Below are 20,689 nucleotides of genomic sequence, written 5' to 3'. Positions count from 1 at the left end.
AACAACTTTGGCTTTTTATGTTTCGCCTGTGCTTTATTTTTTGTATTGTTTTGTTTTCTTCATTAGCAAATGCTGTACAAATCTCTCGATTATCACCCGCTGAAGGGCTCTCCCAGAGTTACGTAAATACACTGTTAATTGATCAGCAGGGGTATTTATGGTTGTCAACAGAGGGAGGGCTTAACCGTTATGATGGCTATCAAGTTTTAGAAGTAGAGGGGCCTGACGGGGTGCTTGATAAAGTGCAGGTTAACTATATTTATCAGGATAATTCAGGCGGTGTGTGGATCACTACTTCCATCGCAGGGTTATTGCGTTATGACCCTACGACCGACCGCTACCGAAAGTACATTGAGCCTCCCTCAACGGAGGGAGAGTTTTACAACAATATGGTTGACTTAGTGCTAACCAAAGATGATCAGCACATGTGGGCAGTCAGAACAAATGAAGTGGCGACACTTGATATTCGTTCTGGTCAATTAGTGACAGAAGTTACCCTGCCATTGAATGAAGACAATGGCTTTATTAGAGCTGTTAATCAACATCAAGATATTTTATTTATTGCTACATCAGAGCGTTTGTTTGCGTATCATTTACCAACAAAAAAACTGCGTCAGCTTGAGCACATTTCGGATGTTGCACATCCTTATCAAACTAACACTAAATCGCTATTTATTCTCAATAATGACAAGCTGCTGCTTGGCGCAGTTGAGGGTATGTATGAGCTTGATATCTCGCAACTGCTGCAAGATTTTGACGCCAAGGTAACATTTAAAACGCTACTTCCTGATTTGAATATCTGGAAGATACTTCAGCACGATCAGCAAACCTTGCTGCTCGGAACAGATAAGGGACTCGTTTATTACGATATTTCCGAGGGTACGGCTGTTCGTGATAAGCGTTTATCGTCAAGTGTATTTCTTCCCTCGAATACCAGTGTGATCGACATTGCAAAAGATGACCACGGCGGGATCTGGGTTGCGACCAAAGAGGATGGTGCATTTTACTTACCGGATAGCACCTTAGCCTTTGACAATGTTAGCGATTTGACCGTAACGGGCGAAGGCTTCTCGCACAGCAATGTTTGGGCAATGCACGAAACGCGAGACTATATTTGGTTAGCCACAAATGATGGCTTAACCCGGTACGACCCAAAAACGAGAGAGACCAAACAGTTTTTTAAAGGATATATGGGTGATGATATTCTCTCTGAGTTTATTGTATGGAGGATAGCTCAATACAAAGATAAATTGTGGCTAACTACCGTAAAAGGCCTATTTGTATTCGATCCCGTTACACATAAGTTAACTAGGCCAAAAGCCAATAACGCGCAAGACCAAGAGATATTAACCGCTTTTGTCAAAGGTGGACAGCTATTAAATAATGGTAAGTTCTACTTTGTGAATAGCGATAAAGGAATGTTTGTTTATGATATAGATAGCGCAGAATTAACGCATTTAAAGCAATCTTTTGAAGGCGTTGATCCGTTTCTTGCTTATGGCTTTTATCCACCTTTGCCAAACGATTTAACCAAGCCACTCTATTATAATGCGGGGGTGCTATTTCAGTACGACCCACAGCGTGAAACACTAACAGAAATATACAAAGCCCCAAAAGCAAACAAGCACCTTGCGGTGGACATCACCACATATACGATAGATAAAAATAACATCTTGTGGTTGTCTTTATCTTCGTTTGGTTTAATCGGTATGACATTAGACGGTTACGAGCCAATTTATAATATTGACTTAAAAGCACATAAAATAGATACATTGATGTACGAAATGCGCCAAGATGACGAGGGTATGATATGGATGTCTTCACACAAGGGGATTTGGCGGCTTGACCCAGATAATTTGCACCTGCAACAATTTACTACCGAAGATGGCATTCTCTCTAATGAATTTAATGGCGGTGCCTCTGTGGTGTTGCAAGATGGTAGGATTGGCTACGGCATGCTCAAGGGCTTTGTGCTTTTTGCTCCTGAGGATAACCGCCCTAAAAAACCGCTGTTGGATCATGTCAATATTACCAGTGTGGACTTAATTTCTCGGCCAAATCAAAAAGCGGGTTTGAAGCAGTTTGAGCATATAGAATTAGAACATGACGATATTGGCTTAGAGGTGTCTTTCTCAGCAATGGCATTTAGCTATCAAGATAGGATCATCTATGAATACCAGATATCGGGTGGTCAAAAAATCCTGAGCCGCAATCAAAATCGAGTTGTTTTTCCTAAATTGAATCCCGGTGAGTACGCACTAAAAGTATGGGCAAAAGACCCCCTTACTGGCGACTATACGCCTCCTGCAAAATTGACGATAAAGGTTAATTATCCTGCGTGGCGCTCACCAGTTGCGATAGCGGGTTATGTGTTTTTAACGCTGATGCTATTGTCGCTTTGGAGTTATCGAAAATATCGCGTTGAGCAGCTTATCTTAGCTGCCCACAAAGCCACACAAGATCGTGAGGCTCGGCTAAAAATGGCACTTGAAGGAAGTAACTCAGGGGTATGGGAGTGGCATGCTGGGAGCACGTTAATTTATCAACCGAGACTTATCAATGAACTAGATTACGATCTTGAAAGTGTCGGACTTGACGATTATCTGCAAAAAATACATCCCGCAGATAGGGCAATGTTCAGACTACAGTGGCTAGAGTTTGTGACTACAAATAAAGGGTTTATCGATTGTACATACCGCCTAAAAGACAGCCAAGGGCAATGGCGATGGTATAAAGACTTTGGCAAAGTGCTGGAATGGGAAGATGGTAATCCCACTCAAGTAGCTGGAACTTATACTAACTTGACGCGTGAACGTTTATTTGAGGAGCGGGCAGCACTATTTGGCGCTGCATTTGAGCAAACTCGTGATTGGGTCATGATCCTAGACAAAAATTTACGTATTCAAGTATGCAATAGAGCGATGCAAAATGCTTTCAACTTGGAGTCAATCCCGTCTTCTAGTACTGCCGTGAAACTTGGTGTATCGCGGCAAAAGCGCATAATGTATCTGCGAAAAACGATGGCTTTGGCTGTGCACCAACACATTAGCTCCGAAGAGGTTGTAACCCTACCAAATGGTGATGAACGTGATGTTTTAGTGAAAATATCTGCAGTAGCCAATAGCGAGGGGGAGTTACACAGCTATGTGGTGGTGTTAACTGATATTAGTCAACAAAAGCGCAGTGAAAAAGAACTATATCAATTAGCTAATTATGATTTACAAACTAACCTGCCCAACAAAGCGCTATTGATGGATAGAGTGCAACATGTGATTAAGCAATCTCAAGTTCACCCAACTCAACATGCTTTGCTGGTTATCAAGTTTAGCCGTTTGCAACACCTTCATGATATTTACGGTACAGATTTTGTGGCCGAATTATTACCCTTGCTGGCGAAAAAGCTACGTTGTTGTTTTCGTGAATTAGACAGCTTAGCCATTGGTCAAGACAAGTTGTTTTATGTATTGATGGAGGGATTAGATCACCCTGAACAGGTTCAGCAGTATGTGCAGTGCCTACTTCACTCTTTTGCCAACCCATTTAATGTGTCAGGTCAAAGTGTAGCAATGCAGCCTGTTATTGGAATTGCAATGTATCCTGATGATGCCTTAGATGCTTTTGCCCTGAGCCAAGCGGCAAAAGCAGCACTTGATCATGTGCTCATAAAACAAGTCTCAGCTTATCAATTCTTCCGTGAAGAAATGAACGGCAAAGTAAGGCGCTCACGGGAAGTCGAACAAGCATTGATGAACGCGCTAAAAAATAATCAGTTCAGTAATCACTACCAACCTATTGTCGATGTTCAAAGTGGCAAGTTGCTAGGTTTTGAGTCTTTGTTGCGTTGGCCTGACAATGATGAGTTTTGTGCCCAAGAATTTGCGTTAGCCGCTGAACAAACAGGTGTAGTGACAGAGCTTACACTACAGACACTATCGCGGGCGCTAATCGAGTTGAGACACTGGCAAACCATACAACCAGATGTATATGTATCTGTTAACTTATCTGCGATTAACTTTGACTATGAAGGGCTCGTTGAAGAGATAGCAAGTCTGTTGCAGCGCAGTAAAGTGGACGGGAGATATGTGACGTTTGAAATTACAGAAACCGCGATGCTGAGCAACATTGAAAGTGCAGTAGAAATTATGAAGGCGCTCAAGTCACTGGGTTGCAGCATTTATATGGATGATTTCGGCACTGGATATGCCTCATTGACTTACTTGCAGCAGTTGCCACTTGATGCAATAAAAATAGATAAGCAGTTTATTGAGCAAATTTCAGAGCAACCAGAGAGTTATTTAATTGTTCGCTCGTGTGTGAATCTAGCCCATGGGTTAGGGCTTTTGTGTGTTGCTGAAGGTGTAGAGAGCGATATTCAACTGCAAAGAATAACAGCAGAGCATGTTGATCACTATCAGGGATACCGATATAGTCCCGCGGTAGCTGGTGAGCAGGTGGCTGAAATGCTAAAAATGCAGCAGCGGCTATAGCCGCTTGCCGCAATGACGACAATACATGTGATGCACACGTTGGCTTGCCATTAGTTTAATAGCTTGGTTGGCTTCTAGCTGGCTCAGCCCTAATTCAAGTCTTAACGCTTCTAGGTGTTCTTTTTCATTCTTATCAACCTCACCATCCACTAAAGCATGTAGCACAGCCTCATGAAAAGCATCTCTACGCTTTCGCATCTGATCTGCAAAGCTTGATGCCAACAAGCCTGTAGGGATCGCCACCATTCCCATACTGAGTAAGGTGATCACACCACCAAAAAATTGTCCTAATGGGGTTATAGGGACAACATCACCATAACCTACAGTGGTGAGTGTCGCCATAGCCCACCACATTGACTTGGGAATTGAGCCAAACTTATCCGGCTGGACATCATGCTCAATTAAATAAATACCGCAAGAAGCCATAATGAGCACAACACTCATAATAAAAAATGCTGCTAACAAAGAGCTAGACTCTTCTTTAAATGCTGCGAGTAATAGTTGCATTGCTCTTGAGTAACGCGTGAGTTTGAAAATTCGCAGTAAGCGGATCACCCTTAAAAAACGCAAATCAAAGGCAATAAATGCCATTAAAATAGTGGGTAATATTGCGATTAGATCGATCAGCGCAAGAGGTGATACTAAATACTTAAGGCGCTTTTTCCAGTTTGGTAAATCAAGGTGGCGATAGTCGAGTTTATCTACACAGCACCATAGCCTGAGCAGATATTCCACTGCGAATATGGCAACGCTGACAAGCTCCAGGGTGAGAAAGTAATAATGATATGCCTTCGCTAAGTCTCGCTCAGATTCAAGTACAATCGCGACAACATTCGTAAGAATGAGAGTAATAAGAAATATATCAACCGCGCGACCAACTTTGCGATATTTACCTGTTGCTTCTAAAACCGCAGCGGTTTTTTCTCTGATGTGAAGTTGCATCAAAATGCTAGCTCTCCAAACCCTATTTGATACCAATTTGACTTAATACTTGCTCAATTTGAAGGAGTAAATCTGACGCTAACAGCTTTAAAAATTTCTCATTTAGAACAACTAAATAGCAAAATTTTAGCCTTGCCTACACGGATGTAGGTACCTTGGCGATAGCAGGACGCGGTAGCGGAGTTATCGACAAGATTTTCTCGCCTCAAAATAGACCACTTAATTAAGCAAATTGGTATGATTAAAAATGTAACACCATCTGGATGGTGCCTTCTTCGAAATCTCGCGAAACCGTAAATCCAAGTTTTTTGGCAAGGCCTATCATGCCACTATTTTCCGGTAACGTGATCCCTTCAATACTCTCAACGCCTTGTTTTCGGCAGTGCGTGATAGCCGCTTCCATGAGAATCCTGCCAAGTCCCAACCCCTGACAATCAGAACGCACGACCACGGCAAACTCTGCAACTAAATTATCAGGATCCATCAAGACTCTAGACACCCCTAGTGTTTGGTAGCTAGATTTATTCGGTATAGTGACAATAAAGGCCATCTCACGGTCGTAATCAATTTGTGTCATTTTTGCCAGCTGGTCATGGTTAAACTGCGGTAATTCACCGAAGAAACGCCGATATCTATCCTCTTTAGTCAAAGATTGATCGAACTCTTGATGAGCTCGCTCGTCTTCAGGACGAATAGGGCGCAGTGTTGCGGGGCGGCCATCTTTTAAGGTGACGGTGCTGACCAACTCCTTAGGATATGGGCGTATTGCAAGACGCTTACGTCCTGCAACTGGCTGATAACGTTTCAAGGAGATAGTGGCATCTAATACCTGAAACTGTCCCGAGCAGGCTAGTATGGGATTGAGCTCCATATCTCTAATATCGGGCTGATCAACCACCATTTGCGACACTCTAGTGAGTAAGGCACACAGGCGGTATTTGTCTACCTTCTCAGGTAAAGCGCGCTCCTTTATGACGCCTTTATCGTGAGCTGCGGCAATAAGGTATTTGGCAAGGTTCATATTCAAAGGCGGTAAAGCTACTGCTGCTTGTGAAAAGTTTAAGCCGGTACCAGCTTCGCCTAATAAGATCACTGGACCAACACCAGGCTCGGTCTTAACCGCAATTCTTAATTCTTGCCCACCAGCACGTTTTGCCATTCTTTGTAATGAAAAGCCCTCAATTTCGGCATCGGGTGCAGCTTCACGGATCCGCAGCAGCATGGCAAATGCAGTTTGTTCAACTTCTTCAGCATCATTGAGGTTAAGTACTACGCCTCCGACTTCAGATTTAGAGGGAATATCATGACTAATGAGTTTAAGCGCAACTGGAAATCCTAGTCTCTGAGCTTGTTCTTTTACTTCCGAGGGGGTTAAGGCAACTCTTGTTTCGATACACTCTACATCGTAATTGGCAAGTATTTGGGATGCCTGATGTGTTGCAAGTTTAGCGGCACCTGCATCTAAAAACTCATTGATCAGCGTTTTACTCTGTTTATGCTGAAGGTGAGTCTCATCACTGTAAGATTCTGGTGTTTGGGTGAGGTGCTTTTGGTTACGACGATAGCTAACTAAGTGCATAAATGCACCGACAGCTCCCTCCGGCGTGCGATAAGTTGGGATTTTTGCATTAGCGCACACTAGCCTTGCCGCGTAAGCGGCTTCTTCTCCCATAAAGTTTGTCATTACATAAGGGCGTGCCATTTTTGGAATTTTAGCCAAGGTTTCGGCAATAATTTCGGCATAGGCCGTACTTGGAGCTAAGGCTGAAGGAGTATGAATGATCAGTAAATTTTTAACTTCATCTGCCTTGAGCAAAATCTCTAGCGCCTGTTGGTAGCGCTTTGGTGAGGAATCGCCAAAAATATCGATGGGGTTGCAAGCATGATCGGTCTGTGGGATCAGGGCGCTAAGTGCTTGCTTAGTCTGCTCACTGAGCACGGCTAATTTGCCGGAGTTTTGCAGCAGCGTATCCACTGCCATAATGCCAGGGCCACCGCCATTGGTTAATATAGTTAGCTGTTCTACTTGCAGCAATTTGGGGTGCAGGGCAAGGGTTTGAGTGGCAGCAAATAGCTCTCTCAGATCATTTACCCTCAGCATACCTGCGCGCTGAAACATAGCATCATACACAGCATCATCTGAGGTATTTCCTCCGGTATGATTGAGAGCGGCAATAGCACCAGCTTTGGTTTTTCCCGTTTTTATAGCAATCACAGGTTTACTAAAGGCCGCCGCTCTTGCTGCGGAGATAAACCGCCTAACATCATCGATATTATCAATATAAAGTAATATGGCCTGTGTCTTCGGATCACGACCTAAAAAATCAAGTAACTCATCAAAGTCAATATCAAGACAATCCCCGACAGAAACAAAATAGGAAAAACCAATTTTTTTATGCTGTGCCCAATCTAAAATAGTGGAACAGACAGCCGCAGATTGTGAAATAAAGGCGAGCTTTCCAGGTGCTGCTACAGTATGAGAAAAGCTGGCATTAATTCCCAAATGAGGAATTAATAATCCAAGGCAGTTTGGGCCAAGTAATGTTACTTTTGCTTCTTTGGCTGCTTCTTTTAGCTGTTGTTTATGCTGATTATCAAGACCTGCGGCAATAATAACAGCATGTTGACAGCCTATTTCTCCCAGTTCGGTGATTATTTTAATCAGCGTTTGTTTGTTGGTGGCTATGACGGCGAGGTCGGGGACTTTCGGAAGCTGTTTGATGGTTTCATAAGCCAGTACACCATGCACCGCCACGTGTTTTGGGCTAACAGGCATAATTGGCCCTTTAAATCCGCCTTGAAGCAAGTTGCGCATCACGATAAAGCCAGCGCGATCAGGGTGGTTAGAGGCCCCAATTACGGCAATTGATTTTGGGTTAAAAAATTGGCTAATGCGTTTTACGCTCATATTGATTCCTAATTCAGCCTCGGCTCATATCTATCACTCTACCATTTTGCTGGCAGTTTTCGAGCGCTACAGTGGTAGACTTTGATCTACCCCCGTTATAATACCAATTAGACTTAATACTCGCTCAATTTGAAGGAGCCACTCTGACGCTGACTAAGTCAGGTTTTTTCACCTTAAGATAGCGCACTTAATTAAGCATATAGGTTTAAGAGTTTGAAAGTCACAACGAAGGCATAACCCCGAGGATAGAAAGATGTCGACTATGAGTAAATATTTAGCCCCAGCCGCGCTATTATCACTGGCAGTGGTGATAAGTAGTTGGTTGATAAAAGACACCATTATTGCAGTAAAAGGCATGGAGCGAACCGTTAGTGTGAAGGGCTTATCTGAACAAGAAGTTAAAGCAGATACGGTAATTTGGCCGGTGTTTTATCGTGATGCCGATAACGACCTTGAAACGCTTGTTGAGCGCACCGAAAAGAAAAATGCAGCCATTCGGGCATTTCTAACCTTGCAGGGGTTTGATGCGTCTGAGCTATCGGTGTCGGCACCTTCTATCACAGACAAATATGCTCAAGAGTATGGCCAAAATAATCAAGGGTTTCGTTATGTAGCAAAGGCCGGAGTTACGGTATATTCTAATAATCCTGATAAAGTCTCCCGAGCATTGGGTCAGCTGAATGAACTGGCAAAACAAGGTATTGCTATCACTAAAGATGACTATCAAAATCGAGTAGAGTATTTGTTTACTGGTCTTAATGATATTAAGCCTGAAATGGTGCAAGAAGCGACGCAAAAAGCGCGAGAAGTTGCGGTAAAATTTGCTAAAGATTCTGACTCTGTGCTTGGCAAAATAAAATCGGCAAGGCAAGGGCAGTTTAGTATTCGTGATCGAGACAGTAACACACCACAAATTAAAATCGTGCGCGTGGTAACGAGTGTGGAATATTACTTATCGGATTAAAACGCGTTTATTACGCGGCTAAGCGAGCAAAAATGACAAATTCGTCAAACAAGCAAAGCTCCTTCTATCAAAGGGGTTTTGCTTGTTTATTTCTTGCCAATTAATAACTCGTTTTCGATTGGAATAAACTCACTGGCAGCACGGATCAAAGAAGCAGCGGTAAGTTGCGGCACGCCGTAAACTTCAACTCGAGTATGGTATTTATCTCTAAGTTTACTGGCGAGTAAATCAAAGTCACCATCACCAGTAACTAGAATTATCACATCGGACTTTGCTGCGCACTCCATCGCATCTATTGTAATGCCAACGTCCCAATCACACTTCGCTGATCCATCGGCACGTTGAATATAAGGCTTTAATTTCACCTCAAAGCCTATTGCTCGTAAGATATTCTGGAACTGTCTTTGTTTATCATCACCTCGTTCGCTGGAATAGGCAATGGCTTGATATACCTCGCGATCAGCCGTTGCTTTGCGCCAAAACGCATTATAGTCAAAGCCCGTTTGGTAGGCTTGCTTGGTGGTGTAATAAACATTTTGAGCATCGACTAAAATGGTGACTTTTTCCATAACGGACTCTTAGCAATAGGTTTGCTTTATGATAGCAAGATTAGCGCTTGTTTAGCCATTTAGTCATCGCGGCATCATAGGCTTTTTTAATGGCTCCGCCATCGCAAGGGCGGGGCGCAGTACGCCAATTCTTATTTAACCCCTCCGGTGTCGGAATACTCGGATCGGGTCTAACCTCAGCATAACACAGGCCATTTTCGCGGTAGACGGTGTATTGAGGCGTAGACTCGAGTTGTTCTCTTTGCATGCTCGCAGCGGTAGTTTGATGCCTTTTAGGCACGGTGATCCGCTGCGGCTTTGCTTGATTTGGGCTAAGAACACTATCACTGGCCGAGCGCTCTAAAAGTTGCTGGCGAAATTGCGAGATTGCTTTTCGATGATCTAGCTTTTTAGCTTGCGTGGTGACGGCCGTTTTGGCCTCGTGCTTGGTTGTATTTTCAACCGCTGGCTTTGTTGGTTCTACTTGTGTCGCTGTTGATACTTCAACCGTGTTGTCCAGCTGTGTTGGTTTTAACTCTTTTACTGGCTTATCTTCAGTGATCGCCGGGGTCTTAACAGGCTCCGACTTAGGCTTAGTAGGCTCAATAACCAAATAGGTTTTCATTGCTTTAATTGGCAACGGCTTTGAGGGGACGTAGGTACTTTGCTGCAGGTACCACCCGAGCAGTAGATGCAGCAAAATAGAGCCGATGATGGTGAAACTAATCAGGTTGTTTTGGAGCAGCCGCATTATTCTTATTAAATCCTTGAGTCGTGCGGGGTTAGAGTTTAATAAAGGCTTAATTGTTCCCTCAATAGGCAAATTAATCTGTGACTAATTGTGCGGAAATATGTTTTAGCAAGGTGAGTTCACGTAAAACGGACATCCCTTTGTTATTCGCATCATTGAGTTTTGCTTCGTTATGCGCGATGGCTTGGTTTATATTGATCCACACCGGTTTCATACCATTGGCGTGTTCATAATCCTCCATGGTAGGGGTATCAAATTCGCCACAAATCTCACAAACATAGCAATAAGAGATTATATGTATATTGTCATGATCGGGTTTATACCAAGGGCGGTACTCTTCATAGCGGCCAAACGGCGTCACCCCTGTGATGGATACTGCACCCGTTTCTTCTTTTAGCTCGCGCTCCAATGCTGCTTCTAAGCTTTCACCCTCGTCGACGCCACCACCTGGTAGGGTGTAATCGTCATAACGCTTGGTGTAAAGCAGTAAAATATCACTACCCCTAAGGACGATAGCGCGAGCGGTTTTTCTGGTAAAACAAGTACCCTGAAGTGGAATGGCTGGAGTAGTATTAAGGTTCTGCATGGGGTTTAACTTCAATCTAGATATTTAAGGATAGTGTGATAAGGCGATACGCTAAGCCTCAGCGTATCGCGATTGGATGGTCTAAAATGGTGCTGGATACGCTTTGAATACAGTATCAATCTCTGCTAAGGCTTCTGCACACAAGGGAGTTTCAAACGCGTGAATATTTTCTTTAAGTTGTGCCATGGTCGTAGCGCCAATTATGGTTGAAGTCACGCCATCGACTTGGTTGCACCATGCCAGTGCCAGCTGAGCCGAGGTCATATTGAATTCGTTGGCAATGTCTACATATTTGGCAACGGCTTCTTGAGCTAATTGCGTGTCTCTGAATAAGCCCTGTCGTTGTACCAAAGTCCAGCGGCTGCCTTCGGGTCTTGCGCCGCCTAAATACTTACCACTTAGCATTCCGCTGGCAAGCGGTGACCAAGGTAAATAGGCAATATCTTCGTTCACACAGCTCTCAATGAGGTATGGCCAATCCTTTGCGTGTAACAAGCTAAATTCATTTTGAATAGAGACAGGCTTTGGCAAATTGTGTTGTTTGGCCAAGTTAAGGTAGGTGTGAATTCCCCATGGCGTATCATCTGAAAGGCCCCAATGGTTAATTTTTCCGGCTTGAATACATGTTGCTAGCCCCTCTAAAATATCTAACATCCCCTCACGTTCTTCATCACTGTTAAGAGCTGTGAGTGGCAACATACCAGGCCATTGCTTACCAAAGTGCGGGGAGGTGCGATTTGGCCAATGTAACTGATACAGGTCTATGTAGTCGGTATTTAGGCGCGCTAAAGAATCGTCTACGGCTTGGATCACGGCCTTACCTGTAATGGCATTACCTTCACGGATCCAAGGTAAGCCAGCACCTGCAATTTTTGTTGCAACAACGAGCTTTTCGCGCTTTTCTTGATGGCGTTTTAGCCAGTTACCTATGATAGCCTCGGTTTTACCATAGGTATCTGGTGATGGGGGAACTGCATACATTTCAGCGGTATCAATGAAGTTAATACCACGGCTTAGTGCATAATTGATCTGCTCGTCGGCATCATGCTGGTTGTTTTGTACGCCCCAAGTCATGCTTCCAAGACAAATGCGTGAAACTTCAAGTGGGCTACTACCAAGTCGTGAGTACTTCATGCAGGCTCCTGATTAATTACTGAATGATTAAATATAGCCAAAGTAACGGATCTAGTGCTTTGAACTGTATTGATATTGTTAGCATTATCTCTGTTTTGCAGTGCAACTTGCAACAGACATCCACACAAGTATAGTCCAGATCATTGTGACCTATGTTCAAGATTGCAACAGTTGCAAAATTAGCACATAATAAACACTGTTTATTTAGACAGTGTTTTGGCGTGCGTAAATTTATTCATATTGATATGGACGCGTTCTACGCCTCGGTAGAAATGCGTGATAATCCAGAGCTTGCAAAAGTACCTATGGCTATCGGTGGACGAAGTCACCGTGGGGTACTATCGACGGCAAATTATATTGCCCGGCAATATGGGGTGCGCTCTGCTATGTCGAATTATCAAGCGAAAAAACTCTGCCCGCAGCTAGTCATAGTCCCTGGAAGAATGGACGTATACAAAGCAATTTCACAGCAAATTCGAGCTATCTTTTCTCGCTATACGCCGCTTATTGAGCCATTGTCTTTGGATGAAGCTTATCTTGATGTTACAGACTGCGAGCTATGTTGTGGTAGTGCGACCCTTATTGCTGAACAAATTCGAGCAGACATATTCAAAGAAACAGGTTTAACCGCTTCTGCTGGGATCGCACCGATTAAGTTTTTGGCTAAAATTGCCAGCGATGAAAACAAACCCAATGGTCTGTGCGTTATTCCCCCTCACCAAGTAAGCGCTTTTATTGATGCGTTGCCCCTTAAAAAGATCCCTGGTGTAGGCAAAGTGACGCAACAGAAGCTTCTTGCGATGGGGCTTGAATATGGGAATGATGTTAAAGCGCTATCTGAAGCGCAATTACGCCAGTCATTTGGTAAGTTTGGCACTGTGTTGTGGCGACGCTGCCAAGGCATAGATGAGCGCCGGGTTGAGACTGACCGGGTGCGTAAGTCTGTGGGTGTTGAGACTACTTTTGCAGAAGACACGCTCGACCTAGCTACGCTTAAGCAGGTCATCACAGAAAAGCTCTTGCCAGAGCTTACACGCCGAGCACAGCCTTATCTAACACGTGGATTTAATAAGCTTGGTGTGAAAGTGAAATTTTACGATTTCACTCAAACTACGAAAGAGTGCCAATATCAACATATTGATCTGGCCATTTTTGAAGAGCTGCTGGTGGAAGCTATGTCACGGCAAAAATTTAAACCAGTTCGTCTGATAGGGTTGCATATTGGTTTAAATGAAAAACCGGGTGATCAAGCACAGCTTGGGCTTTTTGATGGTTAGACTAAAAGATAACTGCAAATAATTTATTTTATGCTAGCTTCGAAGTTGTCGTGGAACAAACTAATCACGCAATGTGCGTGTAATTAAAACAACAACAAGAGGTAAGCATTATGCAATCCATAATGATCGTACTTTTCGGCATTATAGGGATGTTATTTGGATGGTTTGTCTATTCCAAATTTATTGCTGAAAAAATCTTTAAAATGGATGACAACTTTGTCACGCCAGCTCATGAATTGGAAGATGGTGTTGACTATGTACCGACGAATAAAGTGGTACTATGGGGGCATCACTTTACTTCAGTCGCAGGTGCGGCACCCATTGTTGGTCCTGCTATTGCTGTTTATTGGGGCTGGGTGCCAGCGGTGCTTTGGGTTGTATTTGGCACTATATTTTTTGCTGGTGTTCATGATATGGGCGCGCTATGGGCAAGTGCTCGCCATAAAGGTAAATCGATGGGGGCGCTGTCAGAAAGCGTCATCGGTAAGCGTACTCGTTCATTGTTTATGATTGTGGTCTTCCTTGTACTGCTCATGGTTAATGCAGTATTCGGCGTGGTGATTGCAAACTCTTTTGTGGGTAATCCTAATGCGGTATTCCCAGCTTGGTCGGCTATTGTTGTAGCGCTTATCATCGGTCAATTGCTAAAACGAAAAGTGCCGCTAGTGCCGCTGTGTATTATCGGAGTTATTGTGCTCTACGCGACCATTTATATGGGGAGCAGCATGCCTATCACCTTACCAACAGAAATGTTTGGCCTCGGTGATAAAGCAAACTGGATCATCATTTTATTTATGTATGCAGCGGTGGCATCATTACTACCTGTGTGGATGTTATTACAGCCACGTGATTTTATTAATGGTATGCAGTTGCTGGTTGGCTTGGTTTTATTATACGGAGCAGTGTTTGTGGTGATGCCAGATATTACTGCACCGGCATTTAATACCCAAACGGTCGAAAATACCCCAAGCATTATCCCGCTACTATTCGTAACGATTGCCTGTGGTGCGGTATCTGGCTTTCACGGAATTGTCTCCTCAGGAACGAGTTCTAAACAACTAGACAAAGAAAAAGATGGCCGTTTTGTAGGTTACTTAGGTGCGGTTGGTGAAGGTTCACTAGCACTTATTACGTTAGTCGCCGTGAGTGGTGTGATGCTTGCAGTATCGCCAGAAGAGTGGCACGAAATTTATAGTCACCTTGGTGCCGGTAGCGTATCAGCTTTCATAAATGGTGGCTCAAACCTTATCAGTACAGGTTGGGGGTTACCTGTTGAAATCGCGTCAACGCTACTTGCGGTTATGGTTGTTCTTTTTGCAGGCACGACGATGGACTCTGGCGTTAGGCTACAGCGCTATATTATCCAAGAGTGGGGCGAGATCTATAACATCAAGTTCTTGAACAACAGTATTGTCGCAACTTTATTTGCTGTAGGGTGTTGCTTGTTACTTGCCTTTGGCGCAGGGGGCGCATCAGGTAGTGGTGGTATGGTGATTTGGCCGCTGTTTGGTTCGACTAACCAAATCTTGGCAAGCTTAACTCTGCTGGTTATCTCAGTGTACCTTATCAAATTAGGGCGTCCCGCCAAGTACACTTTAATCCCAATGGTATTCGTACTGGTAATGGCGTTCTTTGCTGGTGTGATCAAGCTAGGGGAATACTATCAAAAAGGCAACTGGCTGTTGGTTGTGCTTGACGTTATCGTGCTGGTGGTCAGTATTTTGGTGATGTTAGAAGCTTGGTCGGTGATAAGCAAAACCAAAGCAAAACCAGATGAAGCCCGTGATATGTCGTAGTTCCCTTGGAACTTACTCATAAATCACCTATAGTCGGCCCTAATTCTAATATAGAAAAGGGCCGTTTTTATGTCTTTTCCAATTGCATTACCTTGCAACACCTTATTTGAAAGCGATGCTGATGCTATCGTTGTTGTTACTCATGATATCCAAAATCTCGGCAGTGCACAGCTCGACGAAGTTGCGGCGCCATTTTTAGCCGTTGATGCACGTATTGCTCAAAAGGCAAGCTTACTTGTTTCAGACAAAGTGCCGGGCAACCGTTTAGTGATTGCACCAACTGGGCCACTTGATAGAGATTATGATGATGTGCGCCGTTTCTTTGAGGCAGCAAAAGCCGGCATTTTAGAAGCAAAAGCAGCAGGTGCTGTAAAACCTGTGCTTGCTGTTGTTAATGTGCCTGCCGATGCTCGTTACGAAAATGCTCGTGCTGTAAGCTTTTTAGGTGCATGCCAAGGTTTATGGCAGCCATTAGAAGCTCGTGAGTACCGTGGTGATGCAATTGAGCCAATCGAGGCGATTTATGTTTTTGAAGCATCAGCACAAAGCTGCGATCAACTGAGCGCAATCGCGGCTGGTCAGTATGCTGCGCGTGATCTGTGTGGTACCGAGCCTGAGCGCATGGCACCGCCACGTTTTGCTGATTACTGCGTTGAGCTGTTCCAAGGTTCTGCGGTAAGCGTAGAGGTTATCGCTGATCGTAAAATTATGGATGAGCAGTATCCTTTACTCAGTACTGTGGCGCGTGCGTCTTACGCCGTTGAACGCCATCACCCTCGTGTTGTAAAAATGGCATACGAGCCTGAAGGTGATGTTGAGCGTACTCTTATTTTTGTTGGTAAAGGTCTTGTTTACGATACCGGTGGTGCCGACCTTAAAGTAGGTGGCTTTATGGCAGGCATGAGCCGAGATAAAGGTGGTGCGGCGTCAGTGGTTGGTTTTATGGAAGCGGTTGCTAAGTATCAGCCAAAAGGCGTTAAGGTTATTGCTTACCTTGCCGTGGTTCGTAACTCGATTGGTTCTGACTGTTTCGTACCAGATGAAATCATTGAGAGCAGGGAAGGGGTTCGCGTTCGTATTGGTAATACCGACGCTGAAGGTCGCTTGGCAATGGGCGACTTGCTCAGCGAGGCAAAAGACTTAGCTCTGGGTGAGAAAAACCCTGAGATCTTTACGGTTGCAACACTGACAGGTCATGCAGCACGCGCTATGGGTCCTTACAGTGCTTACGTTGAGAATGGTCCTGCACGAGCAGCACACGTATCTCGTAAGATTGCAGATATGGGTGACCTGTGGGCTGACTGTGCGGAAGTGTCCCGCAGCCGACGCGAAGATTATGATTTTGTCCAACCACGCACCCTGGCAGACGATGTACTATCGAGCAACAACGCACCATCGGCCGTGACAGCTCGTGGTCACCAATTCCCAATGGCATTTTTGGCAATTGTTGGTGGTTTAGACAAGCATGGCTGTAACGCCGAGTTGCCAATTCCGTATGTACATATGGATATTGCAGGTAGTGGTGTTGAAGGCGGAGACTGGCAGCATGGCAAGCCAACTGCTGCAACCGTAGCAAGCTTATTTGCAAGGTATTGTATTTAATACCAATTGAATTAATTCTATAATCAATTTGAAGGGTGAAATAGCATATTAGCTTCGTTAAAAATTTCTCATTTAGAACAACTAAATAGCAAAATTTTTGCCTTGCCTATATGGATATAGGTACCTTAGCGGTAGCAGGACGCGAGAGCGGTGCTACTAAAGCTATTTTCCCGCTTCAAGATAGATCATTTACTTAATACAACTGGTATAAGATTGATAAAAGGGAAGCATTGCAGCTTCCCTTTTTGGTTGGGTCAAATTAAAGAGAAGACTATTTGGGATCTAGCCCTCTGCGCTTTAAAAGCGCTGCAGTCGTCGGCTCTTTTCCGCGGAATGCTTTGTAAGAGTCCATTACAGGTCTTGAGTTACCAACTGATAAAATATGTTTACGATATTTTTCGCCATTTTCAAGTTTAAGGCCACCGAGCTTTTGCACGTATGCATAGGCGTCGGCTGCTAATATTTCACTCCACATATAGGCATAGTAACCAGCAGAATAGCCGCCTCCCATAGAGTGCGCAAAAAATGCTGATTTATAACGCGGTGGAACGTAATCGAGGGCGACTCCATGCTTTTCCAGTGCCGCTTGTTCAAATTCATTGATATCAGTGGGAGCATGCTCGGGGGAAATTGTATGCCACTCCATATCTAAGAGCGCAGATGCCATGTACTCCAAGGTATCGTAGCCCATATTAAAAGTTCGTGAGCGGATCACTTTATCAAGCAGTGTGTTTGGGATGGGCTCGCCGGTTTGGTAATGCTTTGCATAGTTACTGATAACTTCAGGATGTGCAGCCCAGTCTTCCTCAAAGGTTGAGGGAAACTCAACAAAGTCACGAGAAACAGCGGTTCCAGCAAGGCTCGGATATTTTACGTCAGAAAACATCCCGTGTAAGCCATGTCCCATTTCGTGAAACATAGTTGTCACTTCATTGTAGCTCACAAAGGTTGGCTCACCATCAGGTGCCTTTGCAATATTCATGACATTGATAACCACAGGCTTTTGGTTTAATAACTCAGATTGCCCTACAAATGAATTCATCCAAGCTCCACCACGTTTACCTTCTCTTGCAAAATAGTCGGCAAAGAATATCGCGAGGCTTTCACCATTGTTATCGAATAGTTCATAAGCCTTAACGTCTGGATGATATACAGGTAAGTCAGGGCGAGCTTTGAAACTTACGCCGTACAACTTATTCATGGTATAAAAAACACCATTTTCTAAGACGTTATTAAATTCGAAGTACTTTTTCACTTCTGTTTCGTCTAGGTCATAACGAGATTGACGAACTTTTTCAGCGTAGTATGCCCAGTCCCAAGGTTTGATGTCGAACGAGTGACCTTCGCTTTGAATAAGCGTTTTAATATCTGCTGCTTCCTTTTCCACGTTGGAAACAACGGCCGGCACCATGCTACCAAGCATGTCGTAAACTGCTTTAGGGTTTCCAGCCATTTGCTTTTCTAGGCCGTAGTCTGCCCAGCTTTTATACCCTAACAGCGCTGCTTTTTCAGCCCTTAACTGTGCCAGCCGGATGATAATCTGAGTATTGTCATTATCACCTGACTGAGCACGATAAGCAGAAGCTTGCCAAATCTGTTGCCTAAGTGCTCGGTTGGTTAAAGACGCTAAAATAGGCTGACGAGTTGTGTTGGTAATACCTATTAAGTACTTGTCTTTATGTCCTGCTGCTTCAGCCGCGCGTTTAGTGGCAAGAATTTGTCTTTCTGTTAAACCGTCCAATGCGGCTTTATCATCAACAATCACTGATATGGCAGACGTTTCTGCTAATAGGTTTTGTGAAAACTGGGTAGTTAGAGATGAATGTTCTTCATTGATTTTGCGAATTTTCTCCTTATCTTCAGCACTTAGTTTTGCGCCAGCTCGCACAAAGTTGGTGTAGTAAACATCCAATAAACGCTTTGATTCTGAGTCCAGTTCGAGTGAGTTACGATTATCATAAAGCGACTTTATACGGCCAAATAATGCGGCGTTCAAATTGATGTTATCGCGGTGTTCTGCGAGCATTGGGGCTAGTTCTTTTTGTAATTGACGACGCTTTACCGAGCTATCTGTGCCTATTAAGTTAAAAAATACACTACTGGTTCGCTTTAGCAGTGCACCACTTTTTTCCATTGCAACTAAGGTGTTTTCAAACGTAGGCGTTGCTGGGTTGCTTGCTATTCTTTCGACTTCTTCAAGGTGTTCTGCCATTCCTAATGTAAATGCTGGCATAAAATGCTCATCCTTTATTTTATCAAACATTGGAGTTTGATAGGTCAAGGTGCTGACATTGAGTAATGGATTTATATAAGCTGTTTCTGCAGAGACGGCAGATGTCATCTCAGTTGAATAATTAGAGCAACCTGAGACAAACAGTGTGGAGTAAATCGCAGCTGCGATGACAGTCTTTTTCATAAACATTCTTCTTGTATTGTTTGTTATGTTATAATATATCAACTTCTTGTGTTTTATATTGCAACTTATCGCATAATAATGGTGTTATAACGATTTTCAGTTTTACGTTCCGTTTGTTTGCGTAGCCTAAACGTAGAGTAGTAAATGCCTTCCTAGCCGTTAACTTTGATTCTGACTACGTTCAAATCTACTTCTAATACGTATATTTACTCTTGCTAGCGGGCGAAATTACCGCTTCAATCGCCTAGCGGAGCTACTTCTAAAATTCTCAGATAAGACAAGCTAACTCTAAAATAGCGGTTAGCTTTTTGTGTATCCAAGCCTAAAGTGAGACAAGAGATTATCCGCACAACTGATGTGTTGGAAATTTATGATCAACGACGACTGCATTGTGAGCATGTAAACTTTCTTGATGCTCTACCTTAAACCAGTAATCTATAAATTGAGGGCATGTTTCTAAAAATTGCTTGACTCTGCGCGCAGCATCTTCGCAAAACATTAAATTTTCTGCATTTAGCTTCGCAAATGCCTGTTCATCTTCGCGTTTTACCGCAGTTTGAACTGGCGTGCCAATGGTTTGTTCTAGCGCTTTTATAAGGTTTGGAATGAGGGGTAACATCCGTTCTGTTAGTTTTACTGTTACGTAAGCGAAAGAACGCTGGCTATGAGGTGTGGCAATGCTCCCTTTTAGAGAGGTTATCCACGTCATTAGTTCGTGTTTTGAAATCATCTCATGGGAAAACTGTTCTTCGATCTCTTCACTTAATGCTTGTCTAGAAAGTGCCGCTGAACAAGGGCAGGTACTTGAATAGGCAATAGTAAGTGACAACTCATAGCTAAGCTCTGAGTTTATATACTCACAATTAAGCGTGATAGGGTAACTTTGATAGCCGAATTGATCGCTCAACAATGCTGGTTTATCTATGGTTACTTCAAACTGTAACTCAAGCTTGGCTGCTTTGCTCAATCCTTGCTGAGATTGAACCGATTCTTTTAATAACGCTTCAATCGTTTTAATATTCAAAGGAGTCGTACTTAGTATCTCTCTCAAGCGAATGTATAACCGGGACATATGGATCCCTTTCGCCTCAGGTTTATCAAGGCTAACAAAAATATTTGCAAGAGCGTTAACCCTTTGGTAAGAGGTGCTTGATATTTCTACTTCTAAAGGTATGGCAATTTTTTCCATACCGACCCACTTTAGCGGTAAAGCTGTTGTTGCAAGCTGCCCAGAGGCAACATCAGGTAAAGATACTGTCATAGTCATTTCCGGTGAGG

At 43.6% G+C, this 20,689-nt stretch carries 13 protein-coding genes; 5 read left to right on the top strand and 8 right to left on the bottom strand.

What is annotated here, in order from left to right:
* Positions 1-17 precede the first annotated feature (17 nt).
* Complete coding sequence (locus HUZ36_RS20470; RefSeq protein ID WP_176033850.1) at positions 18-4,487, top strand: EAL domain-containing protein; 4,470 nt, start codon at positions 18-20, stop codon at positions 4,485-4,487.
* Here HUZ36_RS20470 and HUZ36_RS20465 read toward each other — a convergent pair.
* Both HUZ36_RS20465 and HUZ36_RS20460 read right to left on the bottom strand, forming a co-directional pair.
* A complete protein-coding gene (locus HUZ36_RS20465; RefSeq protein ID WP_128731002.1) occupies positions 4,482-5,429 on the bottom strand; it encodes an ion transporter in 948 nt (315 codons plus the stop codon). The two genes, HUZ36_RS20470 and HUZ36_RS20465, sit on opposite strands and share 6 nt — an antisense overlap.
* A 241-nt stretch (positions 5,430-5,670) precedes the next feature.
* The gene (locus tag HUZ36_RS20460) at positions 5,671-8,337 is read right to left on the bottom strand and encodes a bifunctional acetate--CoA ligase family protein/GNAT family N-acetyltransferase (RefSeq protein ID WP_176033849.1); all 2,667 of its coding nucleotides are present in this window, start codon (positions 8,335-8,337) and stop codon (positions 5,671-5,673) included.
* A 253-nt stretch (positions 8,338-8,590) separates the two neighbouring features.
* Between HUZ36_RS20460 and HUZ36_RS20455 the strand changes: the two genes are divergently transcribed.
* A complete protein-coding gene (locus HUZ36_RS20455) occupies positions 8,591-9,301 on the top strand; it encodes an SIMPL domain-containing protein (RefSeq protein WP_147391077.1) in 711 nt (236 codons plus the stop codon).
* A gap of 86 nt (positions 9,302-9,387) precedes the next feature.
* On the opposite strand, the gene HUZ36_RS20450 is transcribed toward HUZ36_RS20455, so the two are convergent.
* The 4 genes from HUZ36_RS20450 to HUZ36_RS20435 all read right to left on the bottom strand — a co-directional run bounded on the left by HUZ36_RS20450 (position 9,388) and on the right by HUZ36_RS20435 (position 12,320).
* Complete coding sequence (locus HUZ36_RS20450) at positions 9,388-9,870, bottom strand: LabA-like NYN domain-containing protein (protein WP_128731297.1); 483 nt, start codon at positions 9,868-9,870, stop codon at positions 9,388-9,390.
* Between the two features lie 40 nt (positions 9,871-9,910).
* Positions 9,911-10,600 carry a hypothetical protein gene (locus tag HUZ36_RS20445; protein ID WP_176033848.1) on the bottom strand — a complete coding sequence of 230 codons (690 nt, stop codon included), beginning with the start codon at positions 10,598-10,600 and terminating at the stop codon, positions 9,911-9,913.
* 73 nt (positions 10,601-10,673) lie between these two features.
* Positions 10,674-11,186, bottom strand: a complete 513-nt coding sequence (locus HUZ36_RS20440) for an NUDIX hydrolase (protein ID WP_147391079.1) — start codon at positions 11,184-11,186, stop codon at positions 10,674-10,676.
* A gap of 81 nt (positions 11,187-11,267) precedes the next feature.
* Complete coding sequence (locus tag HUZ36_RS20435) at positions 11,268-12,320, bottom strand: aldo/keto reductase (protein ID WP_147391080.1); 1,053 nt, start codon at positions 12,318-12,320, stop codon at positions 11,268-11,270.
* A 221-nt stretch (positions 12,321-12,541) separates the two neighbouring features.
* Between HUZ36_RS20435 and dinB the strand changes: the two genes are divergently transcribed.
* The 3 genes from dinB to HUZ36_RS20420 all read left to right on the top strand — a co-directional run bounded on the left by dinB (position 12,542) and on the right by HUZ36_RS20420 (position 16,995).
* Positions 12,542-13,597 (top strand): DNA polymerase IV, encoded by a 1,056-nt coding sequence (gene dinB / locus HUZ36_RS20430; protein WP_444428459.1) that lies wholly within the window; start codon positions 12,542-12,544, stop codon positions 13,595-13,597.
* Between the two features lie 110 nt (positions 13,598-13,707).
* The gene (locus tag HUZ36_RS20425; protein WP_176033846.1) at positions 13,708-15,393 is read left to right on the top strand and encodes a carbon starvation CstA family protein; all 1,686 of its coding nucleotides are present in this window, start codon (positions 13,708-13,710) and stop codon (positions 15,391-15,393) included.
* Positions 15,394-15,462: 69 nt separating this feature from the next.
* Complete coding sequence (locus tag HUZ36_RS20420) at positions 15,463-16,995, top strand: M17 family metallopeptidase (protein ID WP_176033845.1); 1,533 nt, start codon at positions 15,463-15,465, stop codon at positions 16,993-16,995.
* Positions 16,996-17,266: 271 nt separating this feature from the next.
* On the opposite strand, the gene HUZ36_RS20415 is transcribed toward HUZ36_RS20420, so the two are convergent.
* Positions 17,267-19,411 (bottom strand): M3 family metallopeptidase, encoded by a 2,145-nt coding sequence (locus tag HUZ36_RS20415; protein ID WP_176033844.1) that lies wholly within the window; start codon positions 19,409-19,411, stop codon positions 17,267-17,269.
* Positions 19,412-19,751: 340 nt separating this feature from the next.
* Complete coding sequence (gene folE2, locus HUZ36_RS20410; RefSeq protein ID WP_176033843.1) at positions 19,752-20,672, bottom strand: GTP cyclohydrolase FolE2; 921 nt, start codon at positions 20,670-20,672, stop codon at positions 19,752-19,754.
* Positions 20,673-20,689 lie beyond the last annotated feature (17 nt).

The sequence above is a fragment of the Pseudoalteromonas sp. McH1-7 genome (genome assembly GCF_013366255.1).
Taxonomy (GTDB): domain Bacteria; phylum Pseudomonadota; class Gammaproteobacteria; order Enterobacterales; family Alteromonadaceae; genus Pseudoalteromonas; species Pseudoalteromonas peptidolytica.
The sequence above is the reverse complement of the archived record's forward strand: the minus strand, read 5'-3'. Positions and strand labels throughout refer to the sequence as shown.